This window comes from Streptomyces odonnellii, from assembly GCF_000981895.1.
GTDB lineage: Bacteria > Actinomycetota > Actinomycetes > Streptomycetales > Streptomycetaceae > Streptomyces > Streptomyces odonnellii.
This window is the reverse complement of the sequence record NZ_LATD01000077.1, coordinates 1-25287: the sequence shown is the minus strand read 5'-3', so window position 1 is coordinate 25287 and position 25287 is coordinate 1. Positions and strand designations below refer to the sequence as shown.

Genomic DNA, 25287 nt, shown 5'->3' with positions numbered 1-25287 from the left:
AACACCCACGGCCGTCGCCGAACCCCCAGACTAGCATTTGGAGAGCTGCGCGGTATCTATAAGCGGTTGACCGGGTAAGAGATCCGCTCGTACAAGGCCCCCTCTGCCTCCCGCAGCTCGCGCTCGACGGCTTCGGTGAGGTTCGGGTTGTCGATGAGGACGCCGAACTCGACGTTGTTGTTCTCTGCGCTCCAGGAGAAATTCGCGCTGGTGACCAGGAGGAGGTGGTGGTCGATGGCGAGGAACTTGGCATGATTGCGGACGCACCCGTCGTCGAATTCCTTGGTCCGCCATACCTCGGCAGGAGCCAGGTGCGCGGCTACCTCTGTGGTTGACGGGGACCAGTGTTGTCCGCCGCCGTCGGCGGCCCGGGTGTCCATGTAGACGCGGACGGCGACGCCGTCGCGCTGCGCGGCCGTCCGCAGCGACGCCCAGAGCGCCGAGCTGCGCTGGAAGTTGAAGGTTGAGCAGGTGATCGCGTGGCGAGCGCTGTCCACGAGGCGGGTGACTGAGGTGGTGAGCGGCCCGGTCTGGGCGAGGTGCCCGGGCATGGTCCACAGCGGTGACAGTGTGGTCGGATGTGCCCGTGCCCCCTCGATCGCCCGCAGGACCAGAACCTGCTGATACGTCGCTCCGACGTCTCGGGCCACCGCCACCAGTAGCCGCCGGACCTCTGCTCGCTGGCCGACCGCGACAACCTTGAGTGCGGTGGTCAAAGTGTCGCCGTCGGCCAGGCGGTCCGCTATGTCCTTGGCCTCAGTTCCGGTCAGGAGCCGGCCGAGCTGGCGTGGCGCGTCCGCGTCACTCATGGGCCTGGAAGAAGCCGAGGTCGCTGCCGGGCAGGTCGAGCAGGAAGCGGCGGTCGAGGAAGCGGTTGGCGCGCTCGCAGGAGGTCTCCGAGGCCATGACGCAGCAGTGGCAAGCGGCGCCGTGGAGGAAGTCCTCGGGATCCTGTGGGGTGCGCTTGGAGCAGATGGGGTCGGAGGAGCAGCGTGTGGCCTTGCGCAGCGCAGCGCCGACGACCCGCTGGAGGCGTGTTGGCTCGCTGAGCTGTACGAGGCCGCCGAGGGTGCCGTCGCTGTCGGAGGCGGTGGTGCAGATGAGAAGGCCGGCCGCAGGGTCGCGGCCTTCAGCGGCAGGCCATGCGTAGAGGCGTTCGCTGAGGCTGGCGGCCGAGTAGCCGCAGGTCAGGGCGAGTTCGCGGATGAGGATATGGGCGAGGGTGTGGACGAGCCAGTAGCGCGGGGGCTTCAGTCGGCTATCGGGGTCGATCTGGCCCGCCGTGTCGGAGAAGCGGCGCTCGAAGTTCCTGCGGTGTGCCTCGCGGTGGAGTTTCCACAGGTCGGTGTCCAGGACACGCTTCTCCCATGCGGCGACAGCGTTCTCGTCGAGTTGGAGGAAGATGCCTTCGCCGCGGTCCTCGGTGGCCACGGTCCAGCTGGGCCGGGACGTACGCGTCAGTGGGGCTAGGCGGCGCGGGAGGTCGCCGACGCGGTCCATGTCGTCGATACGGGTGAAGCCGACCAGGGCATTCACCTTACGGAGGCGCTCGACCGCGAGTACACGGGTGATCTCAGGCTGCAGGGCGTCACCGCGATCACGAGTGGCGAGGGTGAGGCCGCTCTTGGGGTCCTCGACGCGCGTGCCGACGATGTCACGCAGCAGGTAACGCCATTCGGGGACGAGGAGGTCGACCGGGTCCCAGTCGCGGAGCTTCTCCTCCTGCTCCTCGGGGGTGTCGGTGGGGGCGGAGGCCGCCTGAAGGACCTGCTCCAGGTCGTGGTCGGACAGGCCGGTGACGTCGACGCCGCCGTCCATGCCAAGAAGGTCCCGGATCAGGTCCAGCTTGTCGCGGTACTTGGCGAGCTTGTCGCCAAGCGCGGTGCGGACCCGGTCAGCCAGGTCGCTGGCTTTCTCCTCCTGGGACTCCGGCATCACGATAATCGACTGGGTGGCGGGGAACCACAGGTTGGAGGCGCCGACGAGCATCAGCCGGGTCTCGTTGCGGCAGCCCTTGGGCTCGAAGGCGTCCAAGTGGGGGTGGCGTCCGCGGCACTGCGGGAGTTTCGCCCTGCCGGCCTCGCCCTGGGCCTCGTTCATGGGCCGCCGCATGTCGCAGGATGCGCAGTGGATCACAGCCGAGGCTCCCTTGCCGGCGGTCCGGTCGACCATTTTCAGAGCTGGCAGCTCCGCTTGGCTACACGGCTGTCCGCGATGCACCCACAGGTCGTACGGAAACTCGTCCAGGTGTCCGTCGACACAGGCCAGCAGATACCGGGCCGGGATGGCGGTGCGGCGCATCGGCTTGCGGGAGCTGGCGCCCGCGCGGCCCATGCATTTGGCGTGCTCGAAGACGGCCAGGTCGGTGCGGAAGGGGTGCGTGTTGCGGTAGTCGAACTGAGCGAGCAGTCCGAGCATGTCGCAGCCCGTGCATCGCAGCCATTGCGGGAAGATCCGGGAGGGAACTCCGAGGTCGTTGCCTTCGGCGGATCGCATGTGCTTCTTCGGCTGCCAGGGATACGGCCGCAGCTGCACGTCGGGCGAACGCAGCATCATCCGAACCACGTCACGTAGGCGCGGGGCGTGGATCTGCGGGGGCGCGGAGTCGCGGCGCCGCCAGATGCGGTCCCAGTCGTCCAGGCCGGTGGGCATGATCGTGAACTGTGGCAGGTCCATGATCGCGCCGGGGCCATAGGTGTACAGCAGGGAGGAGGGGCGGGCCGAGCCGACCTTGGCACGGTTGTGCTTGGTCGCCTTCTCCGCCTCTTGCTCCAGGTCGCCCAGCGGGTCGACGGCGCGGGCGACGTCGTAGACGAAGCGCGTCTCGTCACTCACGAGTTGTCCTCCGGCATCTTCCACTGAGGGGCATGGTCGGGTGCGCGGTACACCAGTCGCTCCTTGATCGGGCTCACCAGGAGGTTGATCTCCGGCTGCACCTCGCGCATCGAGTTCGCCACGATGAACGGCGCGGCGTCACGGGTGTCGATGCCCGCCTTGGCGTTCTCCGCGCTCATCATCAGCGCGTCGTGCCGACCGTCGTCCAGAACCCTCTCGTACACCAGCGACTTACGGTCCTCCATGAGGCTCTTGCGTCGCTTGCCCCATTGGTCTAGCCGGTTCTCCAGGCGTAGGCGGGCGCGGGTGGCGGCATCCTCGTCGCCGGCCCGCGCGACGCGACGCACGAGGGCGTCGACGAGTTCGCCCGCGAAGTGCTGCTCGGCCTCGATACGGGCCGCCCCATCCTCCGGGGACAGCCCTTGGCCGGCCTTGGCGGCCTGCAGAACACGGGCGGCGCTGACCAGCACGCCGTCCAGGCCGCGCTCCAGGGAGGTCACCGAGAACGGGGTCACCGACAGCGCCTCCACCTGGGCGTAGAACGTCTCGTGGTAGTGGCGGAACTGCTCGAAATGGGCGAGGTCCCTCGGCCGCGCCCAGTTCCCGAGTGCGACCACCAGACCCGGCCGGTCCGCCGTACGGCCGACACGGGAGGACGCCTGGATGTACTCCGCAGTGTTCTTCGGCTGCCCGACCACAAGCATCAGCCCAAGGCGAGTCACGTCCACACCCACCTGGAGCATGGAGGTGGCCAGGACCACGTCGTACGGATTGACCTCACGCGTGGGTTCCGGCTTCTTCGCCTCCCGCAGCGCGCGCCGGTTCCGCTTGCCTGCGGTGGAGTCGAAGCCCGGGTCGAATGCCGTCGCCATCTGGTCCAGGGTCGCGGTGATGTCCGCACTCGCCACGCGCGAGGTCAACTCGGCGACGTGCAGCGAACCGTAGTCGGTGCCGGTGCGGCGGGGGAGCTTCGACCAGGGGCGGCCCTTGGCGAGCGCGGTCTGGATGTCGTCGCTCATGTATCGAGCCATGCCGGCGAGTTCACGGGTGGCGCTGAAGTAGCCGACCAGGCTCATGTACGGATCGGCCGCGCGGCCGGAGCGGTCGATAAGCAACTGCCCGCCAGCCAGGAGCACCTCGGCGACCCGGATCTCCGCCGTGGTCAGGCGCACGCCGGACGTGCTGATCCCGACGTACCGGCGTCCCGGGTGCTTCTCGGAGACGGGGATCTCCTTGGAGAAGTAGGTGTTCCCGGCGTCCAGGACCTGCGGCGGGAAGATGGTGACGTCGCGCCCGTACAGTGCACGCACCTGCTCCGACGCGTTGCGGGCGGTGGCCGTGGAGGCGACGAGCAGCGGACGCACCGGGCGCCCGTCCTTGGTCCGCCAGTCGGTCATCACGTCGATGGCCACCTCGAACAGGCCCACTGTCGTGCCGAGTGCCCCGGTGATGAGGTGCAACTCGTCCTGGATGACCAGATCCGGGGGCCGCAGTCGCATGGCCGGGTGAACGGGGGCCGCCGGCAAGCCGTCCTTCTTGGGATGCTTGCTGCCGTCCTTGATGTCGCACTGCTGATAGTCGGGATGCACGAATCCGTGCCGTTCACAGCGCCGCGAGACATGCCCGAACAGCGAGGCGGCCTCGCCCTCCCGCGCCAGGCGGGCGAACTTGTCCACAGTGGCGATGACGAACGCCGGCGCGAGCCGGTAGATCTCCTCGTCCACCGTGAGCACCGGCAGCCCGTCCGGTACATCACCGCCGTCGGCGAACGGGCAGTCGGCCAGCTCGTCCCCGCAGTACACGTACACCCGGCGCAGCGCGGGCTCCGTGCGGACATCGCGCGCCTCGACGCGCGTCCCGCACCACGGGCAGCGCTGGATCTGCAGCACCGTCAGCCGATAGCCACGGCCCCCATGGGCCTTCTGCAACTGCTCGGCGGCCTCGTCGTACCGCTTCGGGCTCACATCGGTACCGACCCACAGCCCGATCCGGAACGGCTCCTCACCCCACGTCGCCACATCATCGCGCCGCGCCAGCTCCGCCGCGCACACCAGGGCGGTGGCGCGCTGGAACTGCTGGGCGGTGAGCAGCCGCAGCGTGTACCGCATGAGGACGGCGACCCCGGATTGCCCGTTCAGCGGACCATCGAAGGCATCCACGACGCCCTGGCGGCGCCGGATCGCGAACGTGTACGCGGCCAGACCCAGATACGCCTCCGTCTTGCCACCACCAGTCGGGAAGAACAGCAGCTGCGCCTTGGCCAGATCCCCCGACCGCTTCTCGGCCGCCGGGTCGGACAGCAACGGCAACTGCATGAGCACGAAGGCGAGCTGGAAAGTACGCCACGAATGCGCCAGGGCCCCCTTCTCCGTGAGGATCGCCTCGCGAGCCTCGTCGATGCTCTCCTCCGGCCGACTGGCCCGCCGCTCCGCGACCTGCGACTGCACACGCTGATCAGCCATAACACGGTTCATGAACCGGAAGCAGCGCAACGCCTCCTCGTCCCCGAGGAGATGCTTCAGCCCCTCCTCAAGCTGGCGTTGCACCCTGCGCGCCTCGGTGACCGCGTCCAGACCCTCGGACCGCAGATACTTCGGAAGAGCCTTGGCCCGCTGCTCCTCGCCGTCCAGCCAAGCGGTGTAACCCGCGACGATCGGCTCAAGGCCCGTACGCAGCTCGTCGATCGATGCCTCCTGGAGCTTGCGCATGTCCAGCAGGGCCGCGCCGATCTCCTCGGCAGCCGTCTGCGGTGTCTCACTTACTGGCAGCCATGTCGTCCAGACCTCGCTGGCCCGGCGCGCTCCCTCGGCTACCTTCCAGTCCACCGAGCAGGTCCGGCCATGGGCAAACTCCAGACGGTTGCGATACTGAAGCCGCAGTCGCCGCAGCTCGTCGTCCGGCTCCTCGCGCGTGTCCAGGAGTACGTCATTGACCGGCAGGAACACTTCAACGCCACCAGCCGACACCGACAGCTTGGTCTGGTACAGCCACGCTTCGACCGGGATCTTACGGGGGGTCTCCTGGTCGTTGCACAGCGCCACCTCGATCAGTCGACAGCCACGCTCGGAGTCGTCGTACCGATCCACCCGGAGCAGGATCTTGTCCTTGAGTACGATCTCGGTCGTACGGGACGGCTCCAGGTCGGCAACCTTGATTGTCTTCGCTATGGCGTGCGGGGTGCGCTGGAAACGACGGAGAGCCGGAGCGGCCGCCGCGCCCTCGCCCTCGCCGTCTGCGGTGCCCTCGCCGCGCTTCTCCTTCACCGGCTCGTACGTGCCCCACGAGGCGGTCACCGTGAACTCGTCCAGGTCGTCAGGGATCTGGAAGCGCAGCCCCATCGACGCCGGGATCATCAGCCCGCGTTTTTGCGGCTGGTCCTCGACCTCGTCCTCGTCCGAGCTCGCGCTGCTGTCGTCGACGGCGGTGAGCGGCACGCCCCGGCTCTCGGCGGCGTCCACGGCGTCGCCCACGTCGGTCGCGGCGTCGTCCGAGCCAGTCTCGCCTGGGTCCTCCTTGCCAGCGGTGAGCCGCACGGGCGCGATCCGGCCGATCAGATACGCCGAGTCGGGGACACCGTCGAGGACCTCGTCCGGGCCGTTGGCCGGGCCGAGGAGCTCACGCTCCAGGATGTCGACCAGGTTCTCGCGGGCCGTCCAGGAACGGTCGTCGGGCTCGAGGGCGAGACGGTAGGCCGGGGCCTGGGGGACGCTAGACGTCGCCGCAGGCTGGGCGCCGTTGCGCCGGGGGGTGGTCACTCGTTGCCCTCCTCTTCCTCAGTGGCCTCATTGTCGTCACTGGGACTGACAGCGCCCTGAGAGGCGGCTCGACGGTGATTCTCTTCGAGGAGGCGGTCAAGGATCTCCACCCGGGCAGCGGGACTCACCGTCCAGCGCTCCATCTGACGGTAGGTGTGGAATCCGTGTTCCAGGGGGACATCATCCCACCCGTAGGCGGCCATTACTGCTCGATCGAGTGCCACGTGAATCTCCCGGAGGCAAGCCACATCTGGGTCGGAGGAGCCGTAAATGCCGGGGTCGTTGATCAGGCTGTAGAGCTTGGTGAGGCCGAGGTCTCGGCGCAGCATAATCTCACTGCGCTCAGCGTTGAGAATTCTACCGAGCTCGGCCAGTCGACCATCGTCCGCTGGCGGGAAGGGAAAAGTCTCGAAGACGCCTGACGGGGTGTATCGCGGGTCCTTGCGCAGGCCAGATCCGTATTTGATCGCCCACATCTGGTGCGGCGACGATGAGAGAACCGCCTGATCAAAGAATGATTCAGTCGCAAAAACTACCAACGCATCCCCGAATACTCGATCGTTGGCAACCCGACTCGGCATTGCCGTGACGGAGTGTCGAGGCATAGCGAGGACTTCGCTCAATTCGGAAATTGCTTTGCGTAGACCAGGACGCTTCTCGGCGAACTGCCACCAGTAGTCGCGATAAACCTTTCGATTGTTTTTCAGGCGCTGCGGCCTGACTTGCGTGAACGCCCTCTCGTACGGCAATGAATATTTTTTCGCCGAATCTTCTTGATGATTGGTGAAGTCAATGATGTGGCGAGAAGCAGAGCTGTCTGGGCGGGAATTTAGGTCCTCTCCTCCGAGGTACGGTAGAACCACCTCGCGGTTTTTAGGATCGACCTCTGCCCACTCCTCTGCTTCGGCTGAAGTAACTACGAATCCCGATCCAGTGGGTTTACACCCCTCGAATGTGACACCCAAATTCTCGGCCAATCGAACGGGATTCCCTTCAACTCTCCCGGCAGGTTCCAGGAGTGTTGAAATGCGCCCCACCGCGACATCATCCGCAAATCTCGGAACGTCCCCTGCTACCTTTCGATAGGTGCCCCAAACAGCCGCATACTCCAGACTGGCGCTCACGGCAGGCCACGGTCGACTTTGAATGGACCGAGTGATGGTAAAGCCGCTAGAACTCATTCTGTCGAGACTTACCTCGCGACTCTTCCCTTGGGCGATGCTATTGGTTGCGATGAGCCCAAGCCCCCCTGTCGAGGTAAGGAGTTTTTCCGCGCGAAGGAAGAAGTATGCGACCACGTCGGCGTTTGCGCGATACCCGGATGCGCATACCTCAACGAGCCAATCCCGGACGTTTGTGCCCATTGCTCCCGTGATGTCGGAACCAGCGAGGAATGGTGGGTTGCCGATGACTGCGTCGAACCCACCCCGCTCCATCACGTCCGGAACGGCTAGGATCCAGTGCAGCGGCTTCCACCGCTCGTAGTCCGTGGTTACTGTCGGGGTGAGCCCAGCCTTCTTGATCCCGTCGAGCATCGTCCGGTCTGCCTCCCCGGCATCCGCCGGATACGCGCTTTCCACTGCGACGCGCAGGTTCTCGTATGCGGCTTTCAATTGCTTCCCGGGCTTTCCGCCCCACCGTAGCCCGGCCGCGATCACCCCGTCCGCGACATCGGCAAGCTGTGCCGTCAACGCCTGGTACCGGCGCCACTGCCGCCGCTTCGTAGCGGCCGAACGCTGCGGATCGTTGTCATCGACCTCGGTGGCCAGTTGGCGACGCAAACGACTGGCCTGATCCAGGATGTCGTCCACGTCCAGGGCGAAGATGCTGAACTGGTTGCCAGCCGCGGCGGGGTCGATGTGAAGGCGGCGCAGCTGGTCGGCGTCGGTCAGACCGAGCAACGCGTTGCCGTGCAGCACCTTGTCGTCGACAAACGAGAACGGGAGCTTCGGGTCCAGCGACACCAGCCACAGCGACAGCTTGCACATCTCCACGGCCATGCCGTTGATGTCCGCGCCGTACAGGCAGGTCGCGACGACGGTCCTTATGGCGTGGACGTGCAGGTCGTGCGGGGTCCTTCCGTACGCCACGCCCTCGCGGTGCCATGCCTCGACGAGCCGGTCGGCGAGGTACCGTGCTGCGGCGACGAGGAAGGCGCCGGAACCGCAGGCGATGTCGGCGATGCGCAGGTCGAGGATCTGATCGGAGTCGATGGGCCGCCAGGCGTCCTGGTCGGCGGTCTGGTGTGGTCCGGGCGAGTAGACGAGAGGTTCCAGCGCGTACCGAACGACTTCCTCGGCAAGAGAGCGGGGCGTGTAGTGCGCGCCGGCCGAAGCACGCGACGGGGTCTCCACCAGCAGGACGCCGCCGGGCTCGACCACCAGCGGTCGGTTGCGCAGGTCTCGGCGGATGATTCCGATGTACGGGCGCAGCCGGTCGCGCAGTTCGGGGTCGTCGGTGACGTCGCGCAGGGCGATCTCGGTGTCGTCGAGGGTGTCGCCCGCCTTCAGAGTCTTGGCGAGGGCGGCTTTGCTGGACGGTTTCGCGGCCGGCTGGTGCTGCTTGATCCAGGCGAGGATCGCGTCGGCCAGCACGGTCTCGGTGCGCTTGGCCTGGCTGAGTTCTTCGAGGGTGGCGAGGGGGATCTCGGGTTCGGATCCCGCGCTGCCGGTGAGACCGACGATGATCTCTTCGGCGGGTTCGCAGGAGTAGCCGAGCAGGCCCTCGTAGATGTAGCCGATCTGTTCGACGTCGATGTCGCGGAAGGAGATTCGTCGTGCCCCGCCAGGCAATTGGGCGATCTGCACGGCGCGCAGGACTTCGAGCATGACGCGGTCACTGACCGTGACGGCCAGGGTGTCCTGGGAGTTGCAGGCAGTCAGGAAGGGGAAGCGGGCCGGGTCGAAGAGGGAGCCGCCATACTCGGGCAGGCGCAGATCCTCGAAGCTCGCGCCGCGGTACAGCGCCTGCGAGGTAGCCAGAAGCCGGTGCCAGGTCAGGAAGGTGCCGTCGAGGGCCTTTTCGCCCTCCTCCTTCTCACGAGCGTCAAGGAGGTCGAGTTCGTCGCTGATGCCGTACCCCATCGCGAAGAGGCGGCTCTGCGGCAGCAGCCCGCGTTCTTCGGCGAAGAGGAGGAAGACCACGCGCATCATGACGGTGACGGCGGCCTCATAGACCTCGCCCCTTGCCGCCGGCAGCGGGTCGGGCTCGCCGCGTCGCCGCGCGTCTAGGGCGCCTTCGGACAGGGCCTGGACGATAAGTTCGACAGCGCGACGGACCTGGGTGCCGAGCGCTTCGGTGATCTTCTCGGCGGCGGTGACGGACTCGCCGAAGAGTTCGGTCAGCCGGTCCTGTTGTTTACCACCGACCAGTCGGCGGCGCTGGAGGAGTTCGATGAAGGCGTTGCGGGTCTGGGGCTCCTCAATCCAGGTCTGAGCATCGACGACGCCGGAGGCAACCATGGTCTGCGGCCGGGCACTGACGATCGCCCACCAGCGGCCGTCGGTGACGACGCCGATAGGCACATCGGAGGCACGCAGCAGCTCCTCCATGCGGTCAATCGGGCTGGCCGACCAGCCGTCGGTGAGCGGGTCGCGCAGGGAGTCCGTGGGGTCGGTGACCAGGACGAGAGCCCCGGTGGTGTCGCCGTGGACGAGGGCGCCGTCGGCGCGCACAGTGACGGTGTAGTCGGGCGAGCGGACCTCGGCGGCGACCGGGGCGGGCACAGTGTAGGAGGCGCCCCACCGCAGTCCCTGGCGTAGGACGAGGTCGACCCAGTTGTCGCGGACCTCGCGATACAGGTCGAGAGCGGCTTCGTCACCCGGGTGCTCGTCCCAGCTCTCCCATGCCTTCTCGAAGGCTGGCTTGGCGTCTTTGATGGCGTCGAGCGCCCGGGAGTCGGGCTGGGGGATGCCCTGCGGGTAGACGCGCTCCAAGGTGGGGATGGCGAGGAACGGACCGTCAGCGTCGACGAGTTCGAGCCAGGCACGGTGCAGATCGGCGACGGTCTGGGGGTAGCGGCGGCTCATACCTTGGCCATTCCGTTCTTCGCGTCTTCGGGGGTGAGGGCGAACACGACCGCGGCGGCGGATACATACGGCCTGATGTCGCTGTAGCGCTCCTGGATCGAGGCGATCTCGCGCGCTTCCTCGTCGTCCAAGCTGTCGAGGCGCTCGTTCATGTGATGCAGGTCCCGGCGTCGCTGCTTCTGCTGGTCGTCGGTGAACAGCAGCTCTTCCTCGGCGCGGATGGCCTGCTCCAGGCGGTCGCGGGACTCGCGCAGGTTGAGCCGAAAGGCGTCGAAGATCTCATGGGCACGCTTGATGTCGGAGTCCCGGCGCTGTGTGAGCGCCTCGGTGACCTTCTCCTGGCGGCTTGCGCTCTTGCGTTCCATCGCGGTTAGCAGGCGTGTGCGCAGCCGAGAACCGTCGTCGTTCCACTGCCCGGCAAGGTGAGCGCGCACCTCCTCATCGGCCAAGAGCAGATCCTCGGAGTCGAGGGTTTCGTCAAGGACCTGCTCCACCTTGGACTCGGCGAGTGCCTGACCGCGTAGCCGGACGCCGGTGAGGAACACCTCCTCGTGGAGTCGCAGCCCGCCGCGTCCGACCAGGACAAGCCGGGAGACGGCGGCTACACAGGACTCGGGGAGGCCGGGGGCAATGACGGCGGTGACCCGGTGTACCGGGGAGTCCGTGCTGAAGAGCGCGGAGCGCAGGGTGCGGGTGGCGCGCTGCATGAGGGCGTGCCCGAGGTGAATGTGGACCAGGTCGGTGCGCTGCTGGGCGGCCTGGTCATCGAAGGTGATGGGGCGCGGGACGCCCGGCTCCAGGCGGGTATCCAGGCCGCGGAGGGCCGGCTGCCAGGAGCGGCCGAGGTTCGGGATCTCGAAGACCTGCGCCTCGGTGCGGTCGTCGCCGATCTCGATGAGCGGGGGCTGAGAGGTCAGGGTGAGCGCGGTGTCAACCACTCGGCGGGCATTCGCGGGCGTGAGGTGCATGGCGGCCTTGTGCTCGTCGTACGTCTCCGACAGCTGGGTGAGCTGGCGGTTCAGTTCCATCCCGCCGGCCAGCACGCGGGTGATCACCTCATTGCCGTCGTCCGGAGCGGTCAGCCGGGCCCTACGCGTCGTTCGGGTAGGGGCGAAGTGCTCCTGCACCTCGGCGTCGATGACCTGGTTGACCTTGCCAAGGTCCTCGGTGGCCTGGCCGACCTTGGTCGCGATGATCCCCATGAACTTCATGTCCGCGTCGTACGTCGTGGAGCCGGAGACCGGCACGAAGTGGAAGATCTCCGGGTTCTTCGTCTGCCCGTACCGGTCGATCCGGCCGATGCGCTGCTCCAGGCGGGACGGGTTGAAGGGGATGTCGAAGTTGACCAGGCGGTGGCAGTGGGTCTGCAGATCGATGCCCTCGCCGGCGGAGTCGGTGGCGAGCAGGACGCGGACCGGGTGCTTGTCTGGGCTCTCGGTGAAACGGGCACGGATCTTCTCCCGCTCCTCAGTCGGGGTCGAGCCCTGGATGACCTCCAGCACGTCGTTGTAGCCGCGTTGCCGCAGCACGCGCTCGATCCATTCGAGGGTGGCCGCGTACTCCGTGAACACCACGACGCGTTCGTTGCTCCAGTGGGTGCCGTCCGGCCGACAAACCGCGGCGAGGAAGGCCAGCAGTTCTTCCAGCCGGGAGTCCGGCTTGTGCTCATACCGGCGCCCCCACTCGATGAGCGAGTCGATCTCGTTCCTTGTGGCCGCGACCAGCGGGTCCGAGCCCTTGGAGTGACGCAGAGCGGTGAACTCGGGGTGCTCGGCCGCACCCTCCTCCTCGTCCGACTGACCGCTGCCCAACACCTCCGTGTAGTACTCGTCATCGTCGTCTACCCGAAGCTGCCGGTCACCCCCGTCCGCGCCCTCGTACAGCTCAAGGGTGCGGGCGAAGGACCACGGGCTGGACAGGAAACGCTTCTTCAACAGCATCGCGACGATGTCGCCGCCCGAGCCCTTGCCGTTCGCCCGGGCGCTGTCCGCCAGCAGCCGCTCCAACCGCGCGAACTGCCGCTGCTCCTCCTCCGACGGCGTGAACGGGAGGGGCCCCAACTTCCGCGTCTTGAACCCCTTGTCCGGAAGATCGGTCTTCAGCCACCGCACCATCACCTCCTTCAGCGCGCTCTCATCGATGCTCGCGCCGCGGGTAAACCTGCGACCGTCGATCATCTCCAACAGGGCGGTGAATGACTCCGAATAGCCGTTATGCGGCGTCGCGCTCAGGAACAGCCGGTGCTCGCACGCTTCCGCGAGCCTCATCGTCGCCGTCGTCCGGTTGCTGTCCACCGCATAGCCACGCTGCCCCGGCGCCGTCGTCGGACTGGCTGGCGCCACATGGTGCGCCTCATCGACCACCAGTACATCGAACGCGTACCGCCTGGCCGTCCGGGAGCTGCGCACGTCCGCCAGCACGTCACGTAGCAACCGCTGCGCCCGCAGCGACGGCAGCCACGCCATGCTCACGATCACGCGAGGGAAGAGTCGGAACGGGTTGGCGTTGAGCCCGTGGCTCCGCCGCACCTTTGCCATCAGCTCACTGTTGACGATGACGAAGTCGAGGCCGAACTTCTCCCGCATCTCGTCCTGCCACTTCAGCGACAGGCTCGGCGGGCACACGATCACTACGGATCGTGCACGGTGCCTCAGCAGCAGCTCCTGCACGACGAGGCCTGCCTCGATGGTCTTGCCCAGACCGACATCGTCCGCGAGCAGCAGATTCGTACGCGACGACTGCAGCGCACGGCTGAGTGGCACCAGCTGATACGCCTCCACATTGGCGCCGCTCCGGAAAGGGGCCTGATAGGAATTCGCGTCCGCCGAGGTGACCGCGCCCCAGCGGACCGCGTCCACGAACGCGGCGAGAGTATTCGGGTCGTCGAACGCATCCGCCCGCACAGTCTCCGGAAGGCCCTGGTTCGGGGCGACGGTGTGCCCCACCTCCAGCTCCCAGACCACCGTCAGTTCCTGCCCGAGCCGGTCCTCGTCCAGCGACTGCAGGCTGACCACATGCGTGAGCCCCGGCGCCCCCTCGTCAGCGGGGCTACGGGGAAGGCCCTGCTTCTGGATGTCGGACACCGCCCAGGTGGATCCACGGACCTTGACGACCTGTCCCGGCTCTGGGACCGGTGGAATGGCCGCCGTATTCGGGGTACTGCTCGCCGATCCCTGCGGATACTCCGTCACAGTCGCCACCTGGGCAGACTCCTTCATCAACGCCATCATTGCCGGAGCGCGATCACCCGGGCACACTACGTGCAGCCTGGCCGCGGGGGTCACAGAAATACCAGTATCTCCGACCCCGGGTACGGCCCGCTTCAGGTTCTCAAGGGTCACGGGCATCTTGGTCAGCGGATCCTGGACGGCTGGACTGAACCGCACAGGCCGCTGTTGTCAAACCCGCTACACGCCCGGTCTCCTGTTGCTGGGGCAGGGCTGGAGAGCCCCCCGAGGCGGGCCTCCGGCATCGGCGAGGAATTAAGCAGCCCGAACCCCGACCAGCGACGCATCCCAAAGAACCTGGAAGACCACTGCTTGGCTGTCGACGCGTGGCGTCCGTCGTCACATCACCATCCTGCAGGAGCTCGCGGGCCGCGGTTGCCGCGCTGCACGGTTGAAGCCCAACCGCCTCGAAGTACCCGAGGGGTCCGGTGATCAAGGTCCCCTGCGTTCACCTCTGAGTACCGGTCCAGCGAACGCGGCACCGCTGACGCCGAAGACGTCGGCTGCGGAGGCCGTGCGTCGTGGTTGACCAGGTACGTCGTCAACCAGAGGACGCTGCTGATAGCAGTGCCCGTCAGTCCGGCGTCGAAGACCCGGAACCTACCGCCTTCCCGCGGCAGCGGACGCTGATGGGTGCGGCGTACCAAGAGTTGATCGAAAAACCTGCGCATCGCAACACAGAAGCCGCAAGACTGGCACCATGCAGAAGCCGAAGCCTGCCCCCGCAACAGAGATACTCATCAGGCTCGTTGGGGCCCGTGACGAGGAGCTCCTGGCAGCGATCGTGGAACTCGGCGATCGCTTCAACAAGAGGCTGGGCTTTATGCCGCCTGCCGCTTACGCGCAAGCGGCTGCGGAGAAGCGATTGCTTGCCGCGATGGACGGCCGAAAGCTCGTCGGCTACACTCTTTTCTCCCTGCCACGGCAGCAGATCCGTCTCACTCATCTGTGTGTGGACCCTGATTCCCGGGGACAAGGCATCGCCCGCCTCCTCGTGGACGAGATCTCCGCTCGCCACCACGACCGGTCCGGCATCGTACTCAAGTGCCGCAAGGACTACGGCTACGACGCGATGTGGCGGCAATTGGGCTTCGAGGCCCGTAACGAGGTCGACGGCCGTGGCAAGGACCGTAAGCCTCTTGTCGTCTGGTCACGGGATCACGACCACCCGCATCTGTTCTCCGACCTTGAGTCGACCGCACTTCTGACCGTGGCGATGGACTGCAACGTCTTCGCGGACCTGCATTCATCCGGACAGCGGCACGGAGCCGAGGAGTCCCGGACACTCACCTCGGACTGGCTTGCCGGCTTGGTGGATCTCGCCGTTCTGCCTCAACTCAAAGCAGAGATCGGCAAGATCTCCGACTCTGCGGAGCGGCGACGGCAGCTCCAGGCGACCCACGGCTACGCCGAGCCCAGTGTGAGCCGGAACGACGCGGACCGCCTGTTCGCGGAGCTTCGGTCCGCAGTCCAGATTCACATCGGCGACAAACGGCAGCTCTCTGAAAACGACCTCCGCGACCTGCGCTACGTAGCCGAGTGCAGCGCCAGCGGCATCCTGTTCCTGGTGACCCGGGACGGTTTTCTCGCTTCCTTGTCGGACATCGCCATGTCGGTCTGTGAGGTACGAATCCTCAGACCCTCGGATATCGTCCTGCACGTGGACGAGCTCACCAGAGCCCAGGTCTACCAGCCGGGCGATCTTCTCGGCACATCACTCACGGTCCGGGCCGTCCCTGCCGGCCAGGAGCAAGGGCAACTCGCCTTCCTCAACAAGGCAGCCGGAGAGCGCCGGAACGACTTCGTCGCGGAGCTCCGTCGACTCGCGGCGCATCCGGCACGTTGGGTCCGCCAGCAGGTGATTGACGCCGAAGGTACCGTCGCGGCTATCTACGGTTATGGAGTACGCGACGGCCAATTGGTCGTGCCACTGCTACGGGTGCTCGACGGCCACCCCATGCACCAGACACTGGCCCGTCAGATCCTCTTTCGCTTGCGTGATCACTGCCGCCGTTCAGGCGTTCGCCTGCTGTCTCTCACCGACGGACGCCTCCAACCGTCCGTACGCATCGCAGCCCGCGAGGACGGCTTTCGCGAGCATGCCGGGACCTTGGTCACGCTCGTCCTGGACGTCTGCGCAGATGCCCGGGCCGTAGACGAGCAAGCACAGTTCGCAGCCGCCCTCGTCGGTCTCCAGATACCAGCGGTACCAGCCGCCATGCCAGCAGCGGCGGCTGCCGCGCTCGAGCGCGCCTGGTGGCCCGCGAAGATCACTGATTCACAGCTGCCGTGCTTCCTCGTTCCCATCCAGCCCATGTGGTCCAGCGATCTCTTCGGTGTCCCCAGCGCGCTCATTCCCCGAGACGATCACCTTGGCATCAGCCGCGAGCACGTCTACTACCGCGCCGCACGCTCCCGAGGAGAGAAGGTCCCGGCCCGGATCCTCTGGTACGCCAGCTCGGACAAGAACCAGTCCGTTTCCGCCGTGATCGCCTGCTCCCGCTTCGATGCCACCGTCGTCGACACCGGACGCTCCTTGTACAACCGCTTCAGGCACCTGGGAGTGTGGGGGCTGGATGACATCCTGCGCGTGTGTGGTGATCGAGGCCAGGCACGCGCTCTACTGTTCTCCGACACAGAGATCTTCCCTCGACCGGTGGGGCTACACAAAGTGAAGTCACTGGCCGCGCAGCGCCAGCACCCACTCGGCGTGCAGTCGGTCTTCGAGATCACTCCCGATCTGTTCAGCGCCATCTACCAGGAAGGCCAGCCAGCCCAGTGAACGAGCACGAACGCTCACTCCTGATGTCCCTCCACCCGCGGTATGCCACGGCCATCTTGGATGGCAATAAGTCCGTGGAACTTCGCCGCCAACGCGTCGCCGTGCCACCGGGGACCACGGTCATCCTTTACGCCACATCCCCCGTGATGGCCTTGGTGGGCACCGCGACCGTCACTGCCGTGCAGGTCGGCACGCCGTCCGAGATCTGGAAGTCGCACAAGAGACATGGCGCTATCAGCCGCCGCGACTACCTCGCTTACATGGAAGGAGCAGAACAGGCATCCGCTCTGCTCCTTGATGCCGTCAGGCGCTTCTCCGACCCGGTTCCGCTCGCCCACCTCCGTGCCGGAGGTCCGTTCCACCCGCCTCAGAGCTATCGCTACGTCGACCCCGACACGTTGCGAGGCTGGGTGCAGGGGCATCCGACAGCGGAAGAAGTACTCCGGGGAGTCAGCCCCCGGCAAACAGCCGGTGAGGCCAGACGCACAGCCGAGAAGCAGACACAACGAGATACGAGTTCACCGCTCGGCGGCAGCATGGTTCTCGCGCAGCATGTGGCCGCCTAGGACCGGCCGAGCCTTGCGCCGGCAGGTCCTTCCCTGTTAAGGGTTGAGGGGTACCGCTGGGAGCCGTCTGGGAGCCGACCCGCTCCCGAAGCCCCCTCCACACCACCTGAGACCAACCGGGGCCACCCACCTGACCTGTGCAAACACAATCCAGGCAGGAAAGATCATTAACCGAACCTCGTTCGGGACGAAGAGGTCGTGGGTTCAAATCCCGCCACCCCGACGCCGTAGTACCAGGTCAGGGGCCTGATCCGCAGTGCGGGTCGGGCCCCTGAGTGGTTCCTGGAGATCGCTTGGGAGAAATCTGGGAGAAGATCTTGGTCGGCTTCTCCCAGAAGCAGTCTCCAGTGCCGCAGGAGGATCGGCGCTCACGCGCCCTCTGGCCTGCGCGTTCGCGAATCCAGGGCTCGTAGCTGACCAGGAAGACCGCGGCGGGCCACCCCAACGGTCGTTAGGAACACCGCACATGGCAGGCCATCGCTCAGCGCCTCCCCACGACCACGCCCGTGCGCTCGCCCAGCGAGTACGTGCGTTGCGTGAGGATCGCGGGTGGACGCGGGAACGGCTGGCCAAGGAGGCGGGCATCGCCGTCGTGACGCTGGGTCGTCTGGAGAGCGAGGGAGCGATCCAGCCAGGTTTCTTCACCGTCGGCGCGGTGGCCAAGGCTCTCGCGGTCTCCCTCGATGATCTGTTCCAGGCAGCCCAGGTCCCGTCCCTCACGCCCGGTCTCTGGTCAGCCGGATACGAAGGGCGGGACATCGACTCGTTCGTCGCCTCGCTCGTCGACAGCCGTATCGGGGTCGTGGCGGATGTACGACTTACCCCGATCAGCCGCAAGAAGGGCTTCAGCAAGACCCGCCTCGGGGAGGCTCTGGCCGAATCCGGCATCGAATACACGCACCTCCGCGGCCTGGGCAATCCAAAGGACAATCGGGAACCTTTCTGGGACGGACGCGTCGAAGTGGGTCGGGCACGCTTCCGTGGCCTGCTGCGGTCCGAGGAGGCCCAGGCCGACCTTGACCGCCTCGCAGAACACGCCCGAGCGTCGCGGGTCGCGGTGCTGTGCTTCGAGAAGGACGAGAGCCGCTGTCACCGGCGGGTCGTCCTGGAGACGGTCCGCAGCCGGGTCTCAGTGCCGGTGAACCCCTTGGCCTGACTTCGTCCCCCGGCTTTCGCACGCGCCCTTGCCGGCCATGCATGCCTCTCTCCCAATCAGATCGGGGAGATCGGCGGAGGGGGCACACCATGGCGTCGTCAGCATTCGGGAAACGGCAGCGCGCAAGGATCATGATCACGGTCAAGACGTATCCGGAGCTGTCCAACAAGTACCGCGAGACCAGCTGCGTGGCCGGCATACGCCTGGACCATGGCGAGCCGCAGCACGTACGGCTCTTCCCGGTGCCCTTCCGGCTCCTGAGCGAGGACGCCCAGTTCTCCAAGTACTCGATCATCGAAGTCGACGTGGAACCGCACCGCCCGGAGCGGGACTCCCGCCCGGAGAGTCTCCGGCCCGACCTCGACACGCTGGAAATCGTGGGTGAGGTACCGTCCGACGGCGGCTGGAAGAAGCGATATCGGTACGTGGAGCCGCTGGTCGCGCCTTCGCTCTGCGCCATCAAGCGGGATCAGGAGAAGCGAGGAACGTCCCTCGGCGTCTTTCAGCCCGCCGAGATCACCCGCTTCCGACTGGAGCCCGCCGAGCCCTGGTCCGTCTCCAAGGCCGCCCTGGCCGACCAACTCGACCTGTTCGAACAGGAACTGAACCCATTGCAGTGGGTGCCGCTCGACTTCCGCTACAGCTTCCGCTGCGCCGATGACGACTGCCCGACCCACGACATGGGGCTGAAGGACTGGGAGGCCAGCCAGTCGTACCGCAAGTTCCTGCGCAAGTACGGCGAGAGCGGTGTCCGGGAGGCACTGCGCGAGACTTGGTACGACCGGATGTGCGCCCCGAACCGGGCCGTCCACTTCCTCGTTGGCAACATCGCGGCCCATCCCAAGACGTTCATGCTTTTGGGCCTGTTCTATCCAGATCGCAAGGTTGTCCAATACGTCCAAGACGATTTGTTCACACTCTGAGGCCGGTGCTCGACAGCCTGCACGCGGACGCGGTTAAGCACCGAGGAACCGACTCCGGCCGCCGGACCAGATCCGTTACCACTCATGACCGCATCCGCTGGCGCAGTGCAGGGTCCGCCTCCGGGTGCCAGCGAGGCTGACGAGCCCGACGAGCAGGCCAGATGACTTCGGGAGGGCCCCGAAGATCTCGGAGTGCCGCATCAAAGGCGGCGCCGACAAGCGGCGCACCTGCTCCTTCGGTGAGAAACTGCCGGGCGGCGAGGCCGAGCGTAACCTCTGTCAGGAATGGACGAGTCTCAATCCTCGTCGTCCTCGGTCTCCGCAGGGGCGGTTGGGTCCTCCCCTTGAACGTTGCGCCGCAGGTTCTCCAGGTCCGTCTGCAGGTCCAGCAGCGACTGGCGCAGGTCACCGAAGTCAGCAGATTCGATCACCGGCGGCCAGCTGCCGGCCGTACGGTCGATCTCTGTCAGACCATCCAAGGCGATCCGGGCGCTCTCCAAGCCAGACCGCAGGGTCCGCCGGAAGTCGGCGGCCCGCCGACCACTCGGTACGCCGTCGCTGGAGCCACTGAACGAGGCGTCGCCCGGCTTGGTATCGGACGATGTGGTTTCGCCGCCCGTAGGCTCCCCGTTTCCACCGCCCGGCTGGCTCTCCTCAGCGCCCGTACCAGTACCCGGGGAGGGAGCGGGGACGGGCAGGAGACGCAGCCTGTGCTCCGTGTAGGCGACGCTAGCGCGCACCTGGTCGGAGGCCCACACGACGTCCCACTCGAACAGGGGCACGGGGACACCGTTCTCGTCCCGGGCGACCTTGTCCGGCTGCTCCAGGTCAATCTTGAGGTGGACGTAGGCCGGGCCCTCTTCGTCCTTCCGGTCCCGGCGCACGAACTGCCGCACGGACTGCGCGTTCTCGGGCAGCGAGTCGGCCCGGAACCTGTTGGCGGTCAGCGCCAGGGTCCACAAGCCCAGCTCATTATCCTCGGCCGAGAGGTTCTCGACGACCAGGTGGACGTCGGACCGGAAGGGCACGCCGCCCTTCTCCTTGGGGGCCATCAGAGTCGAACCGACGTTCCGAGTGAGGAGCTTGTCGGCGATCAACGCGATACCGCCGGCCACTGCCAGGGTGCAGCGGGCATCGGCATCGCCTGCCATGGCCGGTTCGACGAGGGTCGTGAAGTCGTCTGTCAGAGTTGGCTCCCACTCCTTGAGCACGTCCCGCGTCAGCACACCGCCATTGCTCCAGGCATTTCGGGCCTGCTTCGAAACGGCCTTCTTGGCGCTGCGCCACGGCAGGTCGATGATCGGACCCATCAGCTCGGCGAAGCCCTTGGCGCTCATCCGAGAGCCGCCCTTGATGGTCTTTGCCTGGTCCTTAAGCCGTTCGTACAGCTCGGGCCGGGTCAGGGCGTAAACCAGTTGGATCCCGCGCCACAGCGCGGTGCCCGGCAACCGGCTATCGCCGTACTCCTTCGGAAGATCCTCCGGGACGGTACGTCCAACAGCCAGGCCGTAGACGACCTGAAGGCTCTCCTTGGCAACCGGCGCGTCACCGAGCTGGATGACGCGCTTGAGGGCGCGGGTGGCCACCTCGACATTCTGAGCCGCCGAGTCCCACGCCTTGAACTCGACGTGCACGCTGGCAAGGATCGAACGCATGGCGTCGTCAAAGACGTCTTCGGGGGCCAGCAAGTGTCCGGGGTGCCCCACGGCACCGACCGCCACCTGCGCGGGAACCACATAGGTCTGCGCGATGTGTATCCCGCGATCCCCCGGCTCTGGTCCGGCCATGGCCTGCTGGAACTCATCGGCAAGCGTGTTCCGCCAGTTCTCGCGGACCGCCGCCAGCCGCTCACTGAGCGTCCGACCATCCGGGGCGGACCCCCGCGAAACTCTTCCGAACAGCGACTCCACCATCAGGTCGGCAGCATCTGCGGCCTCGGCGTCCGAGCCCGCGAGGACGGCCCAGGCGCTGGCCAGACGCGTGATGCCGTCCCGTACGACAAGCGCGTGAAATGACTCGGTGCCGTCCTCGAAGGTGAACTCCACCGGGTGGGTGATCAGGGGACGGGTCACCTTGCGCCCCAGAATGGAGACCGCATAACTGTTGAGGGCTAGGGTGCTGTGCACCGTCTGCCGGACATAATCCTTAAGGTGCTCGAGGTCGCGGTACCGGTAACGCACGACGGCGCAGGGCTCACCCCTTTCGGTGGTACCCACCACTTGTGGGTCTGGGACGTCCATCACCTCCATCCCCGTACGGGGCTGGATGCCGGGCAGTAGTTCGCTGAGCCATACCCGGGTGTTGAAGGTCCGGAGGGTGGCGCCTTCGACGTTCTCCTCCAGCAAGAGACCGGCGGGCTCCTGCGCGGTGGGCCGCAGCATGACCGCTACGCCCTCCGGGTTGATTGCGGCACGTGCCACAGCCTGCCAGGCGTCGCCGGGCAGGGAGGTAAGCGGGTTGGCAGCACCGACGGTGGTGACCTCGTAGCGGGCCGACTCGGCAGGCTGTGAGGGCAGTTTGCGTTCGACACTGGAGATCGCGACGTTCTCGCCCTTCCAGGAGAGCGTCACGGATAGATGAGCGGGACTGGACATGCGTCCTCCGGTCATGAGCTGTGGATTGTGTGGGAGACTCGATCTGCGGTCCTGGCCCGAACTCCCGGAGCACCAGGTCCGACCCGGGCCCCAGCTTCACCGCGGGGTCCGGACCTTTCAGAGGAGCCGTTCGACATTCATCGGCGCACTGGCCTCAGGAAAGACCTGGCGGTACCAGTCCCACATAAAGGCGCGACTGGGTATCCGGACCACGGACTGGTGCGCGGCGTACGCCACGAAATCAGCCGCCTGCAGCAGCGGAATCCGCCTGGCCGGCACGAGCAGAGGATCCCCCAAGACGTGCCGTCGGTCGGCGGGCAACCGACGGTGAGCCGCCCGCAGCACCCGTTCCGTGCCATTGCCGTCGACGATGAACTGGCACGAACTGCCCTCCTCCGCATGCCAGTTGTTGACCATGCCTACCAGGTCGGCGTATAGATCCTCGCGGGTCGCGCCATGACGGTAGACGGCGCCAACGGCGAGCCCTGGCTCCAGGGCCAGCGTCCGCAGGCCCTGGAGCACGATGTTCGCGGCCTCGATTCTCTGCCGTTTAGTCGGGGGAGCACCGCCAGCCGGATGCAACAGCCGACCCCGCCCAGCAACCAGATCAACGGCGTGCAGCGGATAGTCCGGCGTGTAGGTGATGTATGGGTTGACCTGCAGTTCCTTCAGGAAGTTCGTCCACGCCGCCTCGGCCGTTGACCACCCGTCCACCTGCGGCACTCGCAAGAACCCGAATACCGAGATATCTGAATTGCCCGAATCATCCAGAAAGTAAAGGCTATCCGGCAATGGTGGACGCGTCGGTGCAAGGAAGTCAGCGAAGGCATTACCTCTGGATATCGGGACGATCACCTGAGAGCGGCAGCGAACGCGGCACTGCCCATCGAAAGTCATGCAGTAACTCCGTTACGCCAGAGACTTTAAGACCAAGTAGCCCTGGCGCAACACTGAGACTATGGAGCCGCCAGTGAACTGCGTTGGGTAGTTCGACTGTAGAGCCCTCCACTCACCGATGCGACAAGTACGCCCGCAAGTACTAAAGTTGATCGAAATCGATCAAACCGCGACTCGTTTCTTACGTCAGGTGACGCCTCGCTTCCGGAAATCTTTCAAAAAGTGCCGGAAGTACCGGCGTCCCCATCTTCTCCATCATTGCGACAGATGCTGCGATGATCACAGCCTCACCGAGCGGGCTGCTCTTCTGGATGACGAAGACGTCTTCGGTTTCGGAGGTAGGAAGCCGACGAGGCAAGGTCGTCAACCCGAGGCCATCCAGAGCCTGCGCCATCTGCTCGCAAAGCTCGACACTGAGCCGAACCCGATCGGGCGCCGCACATCGCTTAATGAAGCGCATCGAGAACCGCTTGATGCCATGGTCCACTTCGACGGCATGGGCGACAATGGTGAAATCCATAAGTAAGTAGTTAACTCAGTTACGCCATGGCCGTCAACGCCCTTGACAACGCCGTGTGTTCACCTTGGCCGCCCCAGGTCGGCCGGTCCTGCGAAGAGAGCCGTCCGCCTGGGCGGACCATGACGCTGCCTGCCTCCACCCGCCTATTCGCGCCTGCGGAGGAGCCTGTCAAGCACGGCGACCGAGGAGCCCCAGTGCATCGTTCGGCGCGTGTCGAGCGTTGTCTCCCACTGCTCGGTCAGGCCAAGCATGAGGCGCTGGCGCATGCCAGGGGTCACGTGGGCGTACCGCGCCGAGACCGAGCCGTCGATGTGGCCCATGCGCTCGTCCATCAGCACCTTTTCGGTGCCGAGGTCCTCCATGTGCGTGCTGTGGGAGTGGCGCAGGCCATGCGGGGTGAGCCCCCTGGCGATGGGCAGCCAGCAGGCGTCGGCCCGGCCTTGGGCGTTGCGGCCACGGACCGGGACACCGGGCCAGGGCTCGCCGAGCAGCGGGACCGGGCGGGCCTCCTGGGGTGCCTTCTTCGGGTACCAACCGGAAGTGGCGGGCGCGAACAGCCAGGTGGCGAAGCCATTTCGGCGCCAGTGGGCGGCATTCTCCGTCGGGGTGCCGCCACGGACGAAGTTCAGATCCGCGATGGCGACTTCGACGCAGGCGCGGGTGTCCTCCTGTACGCGATCGGGGTGGTTGAGCACGTTGGACACGGTGCCGGTGGAGACGCCTGCGCGGCGGGCGACGTCCACCAGCTTGGCACCGGTGTGCCCGCCGGTGCGAGCGGTGCCCTGGCCGCGGAAGACGTAGCGCTTTCCGTGGCAGGGGCACAGCGTCGGTTTCGTACGGGCGACGTGGTCGGCGACCAAGGCCGACAACCAGTCATCGCGTCGATGGTGCGGTAGCTGTCGTCCTTGGGCGGGCAGCGGATCAGCTCACCCGAGTCCAGTTCGTACAGCTGGTGTTCCACGCGTACGGCGCCGGGCCGGGCGAACTCGGTCTCCAGGCCGACGATTTCGCCCCAACGCATCCCCGTGTAGCCCTTGAGGATGACGGCGACGAACTCGTCGTCGCGGCCCGACAGCAGGGATGCGCGTTCGGCGATGAGGAGCAGACCGAGCGGGTCGGTGATCACCTTCTCCGGACCTCGGTCGCGGGAGCGGCCGGCGCGTTTGCCGCGCCCGCGCCGCTTGGCTGCGGGGTTGGACGCGATGAGGCCCTCGTCCACGGCGTCTTCCAAGATGAGGTGGAGCGTCGAGCGCCACGTCTTGACACTGGATGCCGCATAGACGGCCTTCTCTCGCTTCTCCCAGGTGTCCACGTCCGTGCGGAGGATGCCGGCGAGCGCCTTGTCCTCGAACTCCGGGAGCAGGTGCTCCTCGATGTGGCGCCGGTAGTTCTGCATGGTGGACGCGGCCAGGTCCTGGGCGTCGTACCAGCGGCTGGCGTACTCGCCGAACGTCTCCTGTCCGGCCGCCGGATCGCGCCAGGTGCCGCGCCGGACCTTGGCTTCTTCTTCGTCCGCGGCCTGCTTGGCCTCCCGCTTGGTGGCGAACTTGAGCACCGCGCCCGTCGGGTCGACGACGGTGCCGTACTTGCCCTCGCTGACCTTGTATCGACCGCGCCAGTAATTGCCGCGCTTCTCTGCGAAGCCCACGCCTCGTACCCCTCCTTCCTCGGATGTGCCGGGTACAGCTACGCAGCAGTGCCGTACTGGGACCTGCGGGGCGGTCGAGCCCTGAGACGTGGGACGGAGGACGTGGAGGGCCGCGTCTGCCGAGTCGGACGCGGCGACGTCATAGCCGACTCCGGCGGACCGGCCGGTGACGGCGTCCCCTGGGCTCGCTGTGGCGCCGGCTCCTCGTGGATGCGGATGATCTCGGCGAGGTGGTCCGCGGTGAAGCGGTAGGTGCGGCCGACTCGCGTGTGCGGTATCAGACGCCGGCGCGCGCGGTCCTTGACCCACCAGGCCGAGCAGCCGAGGGTCTCGGCGATCTCCTCGGGGCGGTAGAG

General features: G+C 66.5%; 13 protein-coding genes and 1 pseudogene. 4 read left to right on the top strand and 10 right to left on the bottom strand.

Going from position 1 to position 25287, the window contains the following annotated elements:
* Positions 1 to 56: 56 nt before the first annotated feature.
* From drmC to drmD, 5 genes are read right to left on the bottom strand one after another with little or no spacing between them, the layout of a single operon-like run.
* Complete coding sequence (gene drmC, locus WH07_RS09320) at positions 57 to 809, bottom strand: DISARM system phospholipase D-like protein DrmC (RefSeq protein WP_046497736.1); 753 nt, start codon at positions 807 to 809, stop codon at positions 57 to 59.
* Complete coding sequence (gene drmB / locus WH07_RS09315) at positions 802 to 2835, bottom strand: DUF1998 domain-containing protein (RefSeq protein WP_046497733.1); 2034 nt, start codon at positions 2833 to 2835, stop codon at positions 802 to 804. Before drmB ends, drmC begins: the two co-directional genes overlap by 8 nt.
* A complete protein-coding gene (drmA, locus tag WH07_RS09310) occupies positions 2832 to 6590 on the bottom strand; it encodes a DISARM system helicase DrmA (protein WP_046497731.1) in 3759 nt (1252 codons plus the stop codon). Before drmA ends, drmB begins: the two co-directional genes overlap by 4 nt.
* Positions 6587 to 10618: an Eco57I restriction-modification methylase domain-containing protein gene (locus WH07_RS09305; RefSeq protein ID WP_046497728.1), complete on the bottom strand. Its 4032-nt coding sequence runs from the start codon at positions 10616 to 10618 to the stop codon at positions 6587 to 6589. The genes drmA and WH07_RS09305 overlap by 4 nt, the downstream gene beginning before the upstream one ends.
* Positions 10615 to 13818 (bottom strand): DISARM system SNF2-like helicase DrmD, encoded by a 3204-nt coding sequence (gene drmD, locus WH07_RS09300; RefSeq protein ID WP_046497727.1) that lies wholly within the window; start codon positions 13816 to 13818, stop codon positions 10615 to 10617. Before drmD ends, WH07_RS09305 begins: the two co-directional genes overlap by 4 nt.
* Before the next feature lie 727 nt (positions 13819 to 14545).
* Here drmD and WH07_RS09295 point away from each other — a divergent pair.
* The 4 genes from WH07_RS09295 to WH07_RS09280 all read left to right on the top strand — a co-directional run bounded on the left by WH07_RS09295 (position 14546) and on the right by WH07_RS09280 (position 19272).
* Positions 14546 to 16627: a GNAT family N-acetyltransferase gene (locus WH07_RS09295; RefSeq protein WP_232788792.1), complete on the top strand. Its 2082-nt coding sequence runs from the start codon at positions 14546 to 14548 to the stop codon at positions 16625 to 16627.
* The gene (locus WH07_RS09290; RefSeq protein WP_063775744.1) at positions 16624 to 17193 is read left to right on the top strand and encodes an ASCH domain-containing protein; all 570 of its coding nucleotides are present in this window, start codon (positions 16624 to 16626) and stop codon (positions 17191 to 17193) included. Before WH07_RS09295 ends, WH07_RS09290 begins: the two co-directional genes overlap by 4 nt.
* Before the next feature lie 466 nt (positions 17194 to 17659).
* The gene (locus WH07_RS09285) at positions 17660 to 18349 is read left to right on the top strand and encodes a DUF488 family protein, N3 subclade (protein WP_046497725.1); all 690 of its coding nucleotides are present in this window, start codon (positions 17660 to 17662) and stop codon (positions 18347 to 18349) included.
* A gap of 89 nt (positions 18350 to 18438) precedes the next feature.
* Positions 18439 to 19272 carry a hypothetical protein gene (locus WH07_RS09280; protein ID WP_106409536.1) on the top strand — a complete coding sequence of 278 codons (834 nt, stop codon included), beginning with the start codon at positions 18439 to 18441 and terminating at the stop codon, positions 19270 to 19272.
* A gap of 296 nt (positions 19273 to 19568) precedes the next feature.
* On the opposite strand, the gene WH07_RS09275 is transcribed toward WH07_RS09280, so the two are convergent.
* The 5 genes and pseudogenes from WH07_RS09275 to WH07_RS41030 all read right to left on the bottom strand — a co-directional run.
* A complete protein-coding gene (locus WH07_RS09275; protein WP_232788791.1) occupies positions 19569 to 21842 on the bottom strand; it encodes a hypothetical protein in 2274 nt (757 codons plus the stop codon).
* 141 nt (positions 21843 to 21983) lie between these two features.
* Entirely contained in the window at positions 21984 to 22763 is a 780-nt protein-coding gene (locus WH07_RS09270) for a DUF3800 domain-containing protein (RefSeq protein WP_157877306.1), read from the bottom strand.
* A gap of 181 nt (positions 22764 to 22944) precedes the next feature.
* Positions 22945 to 23283 (bottom strand): hypothetical protein, encoded by a 339-nt coding sequence (locus WH07_RS09265; protein ID WP_046497715.1) that lies wholly within the window; start codon positions 23281 to 23283, stop codon positions 22945 to 22947.
* Between the two features lie 143 nt (positions 23284 to 23426).
* A pseudogene (locus tag WH07_RS09260) lies at positions 23427 to 24931 on the bottom strand (LacI family DNA-binding transcriptional regulator).
* Positions 24932 to 24969: 38 nt separating this feature from the next.
* The coding region (locus tag WH07_RS41030; RefSeq protein WP_052744306.1) for a helix-turn-helix domain-containing protein at positions 24970 to 25287 on the bottom strand (318 nt) is incomplete at its 5' end.